This window comes from Hymenobacter chitinivorans DSM 11115 (genome assembly GCF_002797555.1).
In the GTDB taxonomy this organism is placed as follows: domain Bacteria; phylum Bacteroidota; class Bacteroidia; order Cytophagales; family Hymenobacteraceae; genus Hymenobacter; species Hymenobacter chitinivorans.
The window spans coordinates 2,978,258-2,988,905 of sequence record NZ_PGFA01000001.1 but is presented as its reverse complement, the minus strand read 5'-3'; the positions used below and the strand labels follow the sequence as shown (position 1 = coordinate 2,988,905).

General features: G+C 62.2%; 9 protein-coding genes. 5 read left to right on the top strand and 4 right to left on the bottom strand.

Annotated features, from left to right (window positions below):
- Positions 1-129 precede the first annotated feature (129 nt).
- Positions 130-1,374, top strand: a complete 1,245-nt coding sequence (locus CLV45_RS12580) for an acyltransferase family protein (RefSeq protein WP_100336698.1) — start codon at positions 130-132, stop codon at positions 1,372-1,374.
- Here CLV45_RS12580 and CLV45_RS12575 read toward each other — a convergent pair.
- The 3 genes from CLV45_RS12575 to CLV45_RS12565 form a co-directional block, all read right to left on the bottom strand.
- Positions 1,346-1,831 (bottom strand): dihydrofolate reductase, encoded by a 486-nt coding sequence (locus tag CLV45_RS12575; protein WP_100336697.1) that lies wholly within the window; start codon positions 1,829-1,831, stop codon positions 1,346-1,348. The genes CLV45_RS12580 and CLV45_RS12575 overlap by 29 nt on opposite strands.
- Positions 1,828-2,766, bottom strand: a complete 939-nt coding sequence (gene fmt, locus CLV45_RS12570) for a methionyl-tRNA formyltransferase (RefSeq protein WP_100336696.1) — start codon at positions 2,764-2,766, stop codon at positions 1,828-1,830. The genes CLV45_RS12575 and fmt overlap by 4 nt, the downstream gene beginning before the upstream one ends.
- A gap of 101 nt (positions 2,767-2,867) precedes the next feature.
- Entirely contained in the window at positions 2,868-4,103 is a 1,236-nt protein-coding gene (locus tag CLV45_RS12565) for an exo-beta-N-acetylmuramidase NamZ family protein (protein ID WP_100336695.1), read from the bottom strand.
- Positions 4,104-4,217: 114 nt separating this feature from the next.
- Here CLV45_RS12565 and CLV45_RS12560 point away from each other — a divergent pair, with 114 nt between their 5' ends.
- The 4 genes from CLV45_RS12560 to CLV45_RS12545 all read left to right on the top strand — a co-directional run bounded on the left by CLV45_RS12560 (position 4,218) and on the right by CLV45_RS12545 (position 9,504).
- A complete protein-coding gene (locus CLV45_RS12560) occupies positions 4,218-5,366 on the top strand; it encodes an ABC transporter permease (RefSeq protein ID WP_245882840.1) in 1,149 nt (382 codons plus the stop codon).
- A 276-nt stretch (positions 5,367-5,642) separates the two neighbouring features.
- The gene (locus tag CLV45_RS12555; RefSeq protein WP_157807455.1) at positions 5,643-6,269 is read left to right on the top strand and encodes a (2Fe-2S)-binding protein; all 627 of its coding nucleotides are present in this window, start codon (positions 5,643-5,645) and stop codon (positions 6,267-6,269) included.
- Positions 6,266-7,249, top strand: coding sequence for an FAD binding domain-containing protein (locus tag CLV45_RS12550; RefSeq protein ID WP_100336692.1), 984 nt, complete (start codon positions 6,266-6,268; stop codon positions 7,247-7,249). Before CLV45_RS12555 ends, CLV45_RS12550 begins: the two co-directional genes overlap by 4 nt.
- Positions 7,250-7,263: 14 nt before the next feature.
- Positions 7,264-9,504 (top strand): xanthine dehydrogenase family protein molybdopterin-binding subunit, encoded by a 2,241-nt coding sequence (locus tag CLV45_RS12545; protein ID WP_100336691.1) that lies wholly within the window; start codon positions 7,264-7,266, stop codon positions 9,502-9,504.
- A 265-nt stretch (positions 9,505-9,769) separates the two neighbouring features.
- Here the strand turns inward: CLV45_RS12545 and CLV45_RS12540 are convergent, their stop codons facing one another.
- The gene (locus tag CLV45_RS12540; RefSeq protein ID WP_100336690.1) at positions 9,770-10,546 is read right to left on the bottom strand and encodes an SDR family NAD(P)-dependent oxidoreductase; all 777 of its coding nucleotides are present in this window, start codon (positions 10,544-10,546) and stop codon (positions 9,770-9,772) included.
- Between the last annotated feature and the right edge of the window lie 102 nt (positions 10,547-10,648).

The window sequence follows — 10,648 nt, the reverse complement described above, 5'->3', positions numbered from 1 at the left end:
CAGACCGAATCCGGCGGCGCCCCGGCCGGGAAATAGGTTTGCTGGCGGGAAAACACTTGTTTTATTGCCTTTTGAGCCTGGCCGCAGTTTGCGCCCGATGTGGCCAGCCCTTTCCCTTCAGCTTTGCGTATGGCCGTTTCTCCCGTTTCTGCCCCCACCACACTGCGCTACCTCGACGGGCTGCGCGGCCTAGCTGCTGCCGTGGTGGTGCTGCACCACTTCGCGGGCTTTTTCTACCCCGCCATGCTGTCCGGCGACGCCTACATGGCCCACCTCAACGGGGGCGTGGAGGTGGCCGTGGCTAGTACCCCGGCCAACATCCTGATTGGCGGCAACTTCGCCGTCTGCCTGTTTTTCGTGCTCAGCGGACTGGTGCTCAGCGAAAAATTCTGGCGTACCGGCGGCTCCCCGGAAGTTCTTCGGTCCCAAGCCTGCCGCCGCTACGTACGCCTGATGCTGCCCGTCACGTTTGCTGCCCTGGTGGCCCTGCTGCTGTGGGGGCTGGGCGCCTACCGCAACACCGAAGTGGCCGAAATAACCCTGGTCAAGCGCTTCGGGGAGTACTGGCCTGAGCTGCCGGGCGTCAAGCAGATTCTGCACGATTTGGCAGTTGGAATTCCGCTGGGCGGCGAGTCAAGCTACAACCCGGTGTTCTGGACGCTGAGCATTGAGCTGTTCGGCTCCTTTGTTGTGTTTGCCCTGCTGGCCTTGTTTGGCAAGGTGCGTCACCGCGGCGTGGTGTACCTGGTGGCGTTGGGTTTGCTGAGCGTTTCGGAGCTGAATTTTTACTACGCCGGCTTTATTCTGGGCGTCTGGCTCAACGACCAACGCCACCACGGCGGCCTGCTCCGCTCGGGCCGGCCGTGGCTCGGAATCGGGCTGCTGGCCGGGGCCGTACTGCTGGGCTCGTTCCCTACGGCCGACGTTATTTCCGTTGATGAGACGCTGTACCGCTTCCTCAAGCCCGACTGGTTGGGCGGCGAGCGGGCCATTCAGGTCTGGCACCTGGCCGGGGCCACCTTGCTGCTGCTGGCCGTATTTGCCTTGCCCGGATTGCAGCGGGGGCTTAGCAGCCGCGCATTGCGGGGCCTGGGTGCCGTATCCTTTTCGCTCTACTTGCTGCACTTTCTGGTGCTGGGCTCATTTTCCTGCGCCCTATTTCTGGCCTTACAGCCCCGGCTGGGTTACCATACTGCCGTGGCCCTCACGGGGCTAGCCACGGTGCCGGTATTGGCCCTGGTGTCCTACGCCATGTACCGCCTGGTTGATTTGCCCGGCATCCGTCTCGCGCAGAGGCTTTATAACCAGTTTTTCCGGCCTGCCGCTCCGGCCCCGGCTGCCGCGCCTACCGTCGCCGAAGCGTTACGAAGCTAAAGGCGTAGGCGTGCTTGTCGTCGGGCTCGTGCCGCTCCCGGTTTTCCTCGCGCCACTCCAGCGGCGAAAGGTCCGGAAACACCGTGTCGCCCTCGAAGTCGTGGTGCACTTCGGTCAGGTACACGGTGTCGGCGGCGGGCAGGGCCTGGCGGTAGATTTCCCCGCCCCCAATAACGAAGATTTCCTCGTCGGTACGGCGGGCCGTTGCCAGCGCGTCGGGCACGGAGTAGGCCGTTTCGCAGCCCTCGGCCTGCCAGTCGGCCTGCCGGGTCACCACGATGTTGCGGCGCTTGGGCAGGGGCCGGCCAATGGCTTCAAACGTGCGCCGCCCCATAATAATCGGGTGGTTGAGCGTCAGATTTTTGAAGTGCTTCAGATCCTCCGGCAAGTGCCAGATCAGCTGGTTGTCTTTCCCAATCACGCCGTTGTCGGCCACGGCTACTACTAAGGCTATCATACGGCCGGGGAGTTAAGAACGGCACTGTTAAACCCGCGCAGGAATTCCCCCACGGGCATCCGCTTCTTGCCTTCGAGCTGCACGTCGAGCAAGTCGAGCTGGCCCTGGCCGGTGTGCAGGCGCAGATACGTGCGGCCGTCGGTGGCCCAGGTACCGGGCGCGGCGGCAGCTTCGGGCAGGGCCTGGGCCCGGAAGATCTTGAGCGTGCGGCCGTCGGGCAGCTGGGTGAAAGCCGTGGGAATGGGGGAGAGGCCCCGCACCAGGTTGACCAGCGCCGCGGCGGGCTGCGCCGCGTCGAGGCGGCCGGTTTCCTTCTGAATCTTGGGCGCCGAGCGTAGCTCCTGGTCCATAACCTGCGGAATGCTCGGCGCGGTACCGTCGGCAATGGCCTGCACGGTGCGCAGGGCCAGCTGGGCCCCGGCCGCCTTGAGCTTTTCGTACAAGGCCCCGAAGTCGTCCTCGTCGGCAATGGGCACCACGTCCTGGAAAATCAGGTTGCCGGTGTCAATTTCGTGCTGCAGGAAAAATGAAGTAACGCCGGTTTGCTTTTCGCCGTGAATCAGGGCCCAGTTGATGGGCGCCGCCCCGCGGTACTGGGGCAGGAGCGAAGCGTGAATGTTGATGGAGCCCAGCCGGGGCATGTTCCACACGGCCTCGGGCAGCATCCGGAAGGCAACGACCACCTGCAAGTCGGCCGCATAGCAGCGCAGCTCCTGCTGAAACTCCGGCGACTTCAGATTAGTGGGCTGCAGCACCGGAATCCCGTGGGCCCCGGCCGCCTGCTTCACCGCCGACTCGGCCAGCTGCCGGCCCCGGCCCGCGGGCTTATCGGGCGCCGTAATGACGGCCACAATTTCGCAGCCGGACCAGCGGTGCAGGGTTTCGAGCGTGGGCACGGCAAACTCGGGCGTGCCCATGAAGATGATTCTTAGCATATGTAGTCTTTCACGCAGGGTCTCGCAGTGGCTTCCGCAGTGGCCCGCCAGAACGACACTGCGAGACACCGCGCCATCCACTGCGAAACCCTGCGTGAATTCTATTTAAAATCCGGGTACAACAGGTACTTCTTGCGCAGGGCCTTGTACTGGCTCAGCTTCGGTTCCCAGGCCTTGCGGATTTCCTTTTCCGACTTGCCGGCCACCACCATTTCCCGCAACGAGTTGGTGCCGGTGAGCTGCTCGAAGTACTTGCCGAAGAACTTGTCCTTGGCCGTGCTCTGCTTATAAAAGTCAATCAGGTAGCGCAGCGTGAAGCCGCCGGACTCGGCCATGGGCAGCTTACGCAAATCCTGGCCGTAGCACTTCTGCCCGTTCAAGGGCGGCTGGGGCGAGCCGGTGGTGGGACGGGGCGTGAAGCTGAACGGCCGGGAAGCGGGCTGGGTCGGCGCGCCAATCATTTCGAACGGGGCTTCCGTGCCGCGGCCCACACTCACGTTGGTGCCCTCAAACAAACAGATGGTGGGGTAAAGCAGCACCGCATGGGCATTGGGCAGGTTGGGTGAAGGCCGCACCGGCAGCTCGTAGCGCGTGTCGTGGGTGTAGCCCGCCACCGGCACCACCGTCAGGGGGCATTGCCGGCCGCCGGCCAGCCACTTCTCGCCGTTTATCATCTGGGCCAGCTCGCCCACCGTCAGCCCGTGCACCACCGGAATGGGGTGCATGCCCACGAACGACTTGTGCGCGGGCTCCAGCACGGGCCCGTCCACGTAGAAGCCGTTGGGGTTGGGCCGGTCCAGCACGATGACGCTCTTACCCTGCTCGGCGGCAGCTTCCATCACGTAGTGCATCGTGCTGATGAAGGTATAAAACCGCACGCCCACGTCCTGAATGTCGAAAATCAGCACGTCCACGTCGGCCAGCATGTCGGCGGAAGGCTTCTTGCTCTTGCCGTACAACGACTTCACCGGCAGCCCACTGCGCGTGTCGCGCCCGTCCTTGATGGTGGCCCCGTCGGCTTCTTCGCCCCGGAAGCCGTGCTCGGGCGCGAAAATGGCCTTCACCTGCACGCCCTGGCTGAGCAGCGTGTCCACGAGGTGGGTGCGGCCCACCAGGGAGGTTTGGTTGACGACCAGGCCCACGCGCTTGCCCTGCAACTGGGGCAGGTACTTACCGAACTGCGCCGCGCCCATCTGCAGGCCCGCCGCCGCGGCCGGAGTAGTCGGCGCGGACGTTTCGGGAGTCGTGGCCCGGGTGGGGACGCGGGCGGTTGAGGGGCTACAGTCGCCCACGAAGAGCGTCAGGCCGAGTAGGCTGCAGAAGATAGAAGATGCCATCAGGAAACGAAGCTAGGAAACTGAACGTAGACGCGTAGCTTTACGCCAGTGAACATCTCGCGGTACATATCCAATAAGATTGACGGAGCCGACACGGGGTCTTTTACCTCCTCGGTGACAAAAATAGCCATTATCAGTATTGCGCTGGGGGTGGCCGTCATGATTGTGTCGTTTGCCATCCTGGAAGGCTTCCGCAATGAGATTCAAAGCAAGATCTTTTCCTTCGGCGCCCACCTGCAGGTCAGCAAGTACGATACCAACAACTCGTTGGAGGTTGAGCCCATTGGCGGGCCCCGCCTAATCAAGGACTTACACCGCTTCAAGCAGGTGAAGTCGACCCAATCGTTTGCCCGCAAGACGGCCATCATCAAGACCAAGGAGGAAGTGCTGGGCGTGGTGCTCAAGGGCATCGACGAAAAAGACGGTATTTCGCCGATGCGCGAAAATCTGGTGCAGGGCAAGTTCCTCTCGTTTCCGGACTCGGCCGCTAGCACCGACGTGCTACTCAGCCGCAAAGTGGCCGACAAGCTCCGGCTCAAAGTTGGCGACGCGGCCCTGTTCTACTTTATCCAGAACCCGCCCCGGGTGCGCAAATTCAACGTCAAGGGCATTTACCAGACCGGCCTCGACGAGTTCGACGAGGTCTACATTATCGGCGACATCCGCCAGATTCGGGAGCTCAATGCCTGGCCCGATTCGCTGGTGGGCGGGGTGGAAGTCGTGCTCAAGGACTTCAACCAGCTCGACCCGGTTTCGGACCACATGTACGAAAACCTGCGCTACGACCTGAAGCTTGACAAAATCACCGACCAGTACGCCCAGCTCTTCGACTGGCTCAAGCTGCTGAACCGCAACGTGGTTATCTTTCTGATCCTGATCATCTTCGTGGCCACCTTCAACATGGTAGCCACCATTTTTATCATGATTCTGGAGCGCACCAACATGATTGGGGTCCTCAAGGCCCTGGGCGCCACCGACAACCAGATTCGGAGCATGTTCTTCTACCGCGGCCTGAGCCTGACGCTGCGGGGCATGGTCTACGGCAACCTCATTGGGCTGGGCTTCTGCGCCATCCAGTACTTTTTCCACCCCATCCCGCTCGACCCCGAGAACTACTACATGGACCGGGTGCCGATTTTCTGGGACCCCACGATGGTCGTGGTGCTGAACGTGGCCACCTTCCTGACTTCACTGCTGGCCGTGCTGATTCCGACCTACCTCATTTCCCGGATCCGGCCCGTGGCCGCCATCAAGTTCGACTAAGCCGGCTGCTCGGCCACGCAACATTCCCCAAAGCCCTTTGTCATTGCTTGGCAGAGGGCTTTGGCTTTTTGCAGCTTTCTGGCGGTCGTGCGTGGGGCGGGACAAAACGGTAATCAGCGCCGGGTTGGTGCTAAACCGTTTTAAAAGTGCCAAATTTTCCGCCGCTCCGGCTTAACCCGCCGGCCCATTCCGCAGTTACAAGAACCGGGGCCAAGCGCCGCCGCTGGCCGCCCCGCTGTTCCGGGCCTTCCTTTCGACTTTTCTTTTCCTATGGCTATGTCTTCCTCTTCTAATCAACCGACGCCCCGCGACGAGGGTCGCCGCACGTTTCTCAAGCAGTCGTCGCTGCTGACGGCTTTTACCTTGGTGCCGGGCCCCGTGGTGCAGGCTGCCAGCTTCGAGCTGGACGAAAAAGTGGCCGGGGCCTTCGAAAAAGTACCGCTCAAACTCGAAGTTAACGGCAAGAAGTACAAGCTCTCGGTGGAGCCGCGCACCACGTTGCTCGACCTGCTGCGCGAAAACCTGAACCTGACCGGCACCAAGAAAGGCTGTGACTACGGGCAGTGCGGAGCCTGCACCGTGCACGTGGACGGGCAGCGGGTGAATAGCTGTCTGAGCTTCGCGGTGATGCACGACGGCAAGAAAATCACGACCATCGAGGGCCTGGCCGACGGCGACAAGCTCCACCCCATGCAGGAAGCCTTCGTCAAGCACGACGGGTTCCAGTGCGGCTACTGCACCCCCGGCCAGATTATGTCGGCCGTGGCCTGCGTGCGCGAGGGCCACGCCGGCTCCGAAACCGAAATCCGGGAGTACATGAGCGGCAATATTTGTCGGTGCGGGGCCTACTCGAACATCGTGGCGGCCATTCAGGAAGTGAAAAACGGAGGACAGAAGGTATGAACCAGTTTCAGTACGTGCGGCCCACCAAGTCGCAGGCCGCCATTGAGGCCGTAGCCAAGGACCCGAACGCCACCTTCATTGCCGGCGGCACCAACCTGGTGGATCTGATGAAGCGCGGCATTGCCACGCCCCAGAAGCTGGTGGATATCAACAGGCTGCCGCTCAATAAGATTGAGCGCGAAAACAACGGCCTGCGCATCGGCGCTTTGGCGTTGAATGCCACCGTGGCCGACGACAAGCAGGTGCGGGAACGGCAGCCCCTGTTGGCCCAGGCCCTGAACGCCGGCGCCTCGGCCCAGCTGCGCAACATGGCCACCGTGGGCGGCAACATGCTGCAGCGCACCCGCTGCTCGTATTTCTACGACCTGGCCATGCCCTGCAACAAGCGGGAGCCGGGCTCGGGTTGCGGGGCCCTGGAAGGCATCAACCGGATGCACGCCATTTTCGGCTTCTCCGACAAGTGCATTGCCGTGCATCCCTCCGACATGAGCGTGGCCCTGGTGGCCCTGGATGCCACGGTGCTCGTGACGGGCCCGAAAGGGGAGCGGCGCATTCCGTTTGCCGACTTCCACCGCCTGCCCGGCGACACGCCGGAAAAGGACACCAACCTGGAAAAAGGTGAGCTGATAACGGCCGTGGATATTCCCGACGGGCCCTTTACGAAATACGTGCACTACCAGAAAGTGCGGGAGCGGGCCTCTTACGCCTTTGCCCTGCTGTCGGTAGCCGCCGCCCTCGACATTGAAAACAACACCATCAAGGCGGCCCGGCTGGCTATGGGCGGCGTGGCCCACAAGCCCTGGCGCCTGACGGCCGCCGAGCAAAGCCTGGTGGGCAAGCCCGCTACCGAAGCCTCGTTCCGGCAAGCCGCCGAAGTCGCCATGCAGGGTGCCAAGGCCTTCAAATACAACGCCTACAAGCTCAAGCTCGGGCCCAACACCATTGTGCAGGCCCTGCGCACCGCTGCTTCGGCCGCCTAATCCCGACTTTTCCCATGAAAGAGCAAGCGCAAAACAAGCAGATCGGGGCCCCGATGAACCGGGTGGACGGCCACCTGAAAGTAACCGGCGGCGCCAAGTACTCGGCCGAATACGAGCTGCCCAACATGGCCTACGCCGTGCTGGTGGGCAGCACCATTGCCAAAGGCCGCCTCACCAGCATCGACACCAAAGCCGCCGAGCGGGCCCCGGGCGTGCTGGCCGTCATTACCCACTTCAACTCGCCCAAGGTGCCCGGCTTCGAAACGGCCGGCAAAGACCCCTCGCAACCGGCCACGGTGGGCGGGCCGCTGAAGATTTTCAAGGACGACAAAATCCGCTACAACGACCAGGTTATTGCCGTCGTCGTGGCCGACTCCTGGGAGCGGGCCCGCTTTGCCGCGCGCCTGGTGAAAGGCCAGTACGCCCAGGAAACTCATAAAACCAACCTGGAAGCCAGTGCGTCGGAGGCCTTTTTGCCCACGGCGGCCAAGAAGAATCCCAAGCACCCGATGAACGACTACCAGCGCGGCAAAGTCGATGCCTACAAAACGGGCGCCATCAAGCTGGAAAGTGAGTACGTTATTCCGACCGAGGTACACCACCCCATGGAATTGCAGGCCATTACGGCCCACTGGGAAGCTCCGGACCGGCTCACGATTTACGACAAAACCCAGGGCACCATGGCCACCCGCCGCGACTTTGCTAAGGAGTGGAACCTGCCCGAGGAAAACGTAAAAGTCGTTGCCACCTTCGTGGGCGGGGCCTTTGGCAACGCCCTGCACAGCTGGCCCCACGAGTCGGCCGCCATTATTGCCGCCAAAGTCGTGAACCGGCCCGTGAAGCTGATGCTGACCCGGGAGCAGATGTTTACCAACGTGGGTTACCGGCCTTACACCTGGCAGAAGCTGGGCATGAGTGCTACGCCCGACGGTAAAATCACGGCCATAACCCACGAGTCCATCGGGCAGACTTCCAGCTACGAGGAGTTTACCGAGTCGACCCTGGCCCAGACGCGGATGATGTACCAGGCGCCCAACGTGACGACGCGCTACCGCCTGGCTTCGCTGGATATTTGCTCGCCCATCTGGATGCGGGGCCCGGGTGAGGCCACCGGCGCCTTTGCCCTGGAGTCGGCCATGGATGAAATGGCGCATCTGCTCAACCTCGACCCGCTCGAATTCCGCCTGCGCAACTACACCGACAAGGATCCGGAGAAAGACAAGCCCTGGAGCACCAAGTTTCTGAAGGAGTGCTACCAGCTGGGCGCCGAGCGGATTGGCTGGAACAAGCGTCAGCTCAAGCCCGGCTCCCTGCGCGACGGGGAGTGGCTAGTGGGCTACGGCATGGGCGTGGGCACGTTTGGGGCCCACCGCGGCGCGGCCACCGTGGGCGCCCAGCTGCGGCCCGACCGTACCGTGCTGCTCCAGTGCGCCACCACCGATATCGGGCCCGGCACCGGCACGGTGATGACCCAGATTGCGGCCGACACGCTGGGTTTGGACCCCAAGAAAATCCGGTTTGAGCTCGGTAACTCGTCGTTTCCCAAAGCTGGCACCCAGGGCGGCTCTTCCACCGTCAACAGCGTGGGCCCGGCTACCCAGGAAGCCTGCCTGGCCCTGAAAGACAAGCTGCGCCAACTGGCCGGCGCCGGCAACGCCGCTTTTGCCGCGGCTAAAAAGGAAGACGTAACCCTGGCCGACGGCTACCTCGCGCTGAGCAGTAACCCGGCTACCCGCGTGGCCTACGCCGACCTGATAAAGCAGGGCGGCGACAAAGCCGTAACCGTGGAAGCCAAGCCCGGGCCGGAAGGTCAGCAGTACTCCATGTACTCGTTTTCGGTCCATTTTGCCGAAGTGCGGGTGCACGAGCTGACCGGCGAAGTGCGGGTCAGTAAGCTGGTATCCTGCGCCGATGCGGGCACGATTATCAATGAGAAAACTGCCGGCAACCAGATGAAGGGCGGGGCCGTGGGTGGCATTGGCATGGCCCTGATGGAGGCGGCCCACATCGACGACCGGTTCGGGCGCTACGTCACCAAGGACTTTGCCGACTACCACGTGCCCGTTCATGCCGATTCCCCGGACGTGCAGGTGGCCTTCGTCAACCAGCCCGACCCCCACGTGAATGCCCTGGGCACGAAAGGCATCGGCGAAATTGCCATCATTGGCGTAGCCCCGGCCATTGCCAACGCCGTCTTCAACGCCACCGGCAAACGAATCCGCGAATTGCCCATCACCCCGGATAAGCTTATCTAACGTGCTAATGCTTAATGTGCTGATAGGCTAATGTAAAGGATGTGTCCTTGCGAGGCCGAAGGCCGTGGCAATCCGTCCTCTGCGCAGCACAACCTGACCTTTTACCAGAAAGCCCTTTTCCGTATCGAACGGAAAAGGGCTTTTCACTTTAGGGAACCTGGCACACTTCAGCGGACGGATGGCTTCGCGCTGCTCGCAAGGACACATTCAGCACATTTTCCACATTCCTCACATTCCCCACATTAGCACCTGAGCACATTAAAACTCAAGCTCCCTGGGCCAGCATGCGCATAAAGCCGCCGTCCATGACGTAGGTGGAGCCGGTGACGTAGTCGGAATCGGCGGAGGCCAGGAACAGGGCCAGCTTGGCAATTTCCTCAGGCTGCCCGGCGCGCTTCATCGGGATGCGCTGCTCTTTCTGCTGCCGTTCCTCGGGGTTGTCCATAGCCGACTGGTTCATCGGGGTCAGAATCATGCCCGGGGCAATGTTATTAACGTTGATGCCGGCCTCGGCCAGTTCCAGGGCCAGGGTCCGCATCAGGTTGCGCAGGCCACCCTTGGAGGCGCAGTAGTCGGCGGTGCCCGCCGATACCACTTCCTCGTGAATTGAGGACACGTTGATGATCTTGCCCCGGCCGCCCTGCTGCTGCCGGTGCTGAATAAAGAGCCGGGCGCAGTAAAACGGCCCCAGCAGGTTGGTGCGGATGGTCTTTTCGAAGTCTTCGGGCGCCATGTCGGCCACCGGCTTTTTGGCGCCCGGCGCCGCGGCATTATTGACCAGAATGGTAAGCTGGGAAAATTCCCGCAAAGCACTAGCAAAGACCTCAGCCACCTGGCCGGAGTCACTCACGTCGAGCTGCTGCACCAGGGCGCGGCGGCCGGCTTGTTCCACGGCTTGCCGGGTTTCGTCGGCCCCTTGCTCATCGGTGTGGTAGCAGATAACGACGTCGGCCCCGGCCTGGGCAAAGGCTATGGCCGTGGCCCGGCCGATGCCGGAATCAGCCCCGGTAATGAGGGCCACCTGCTGAAGGAGTTGGGACATTGTATCGTGGTTGAGGTTTGGAAAGGCAGGCTGAAAAGCTACCTTAACGACTTGTTGCGCTGGCCAGCCGTTGGAAGATACTGCCTCCACGGGGGAAGGTTA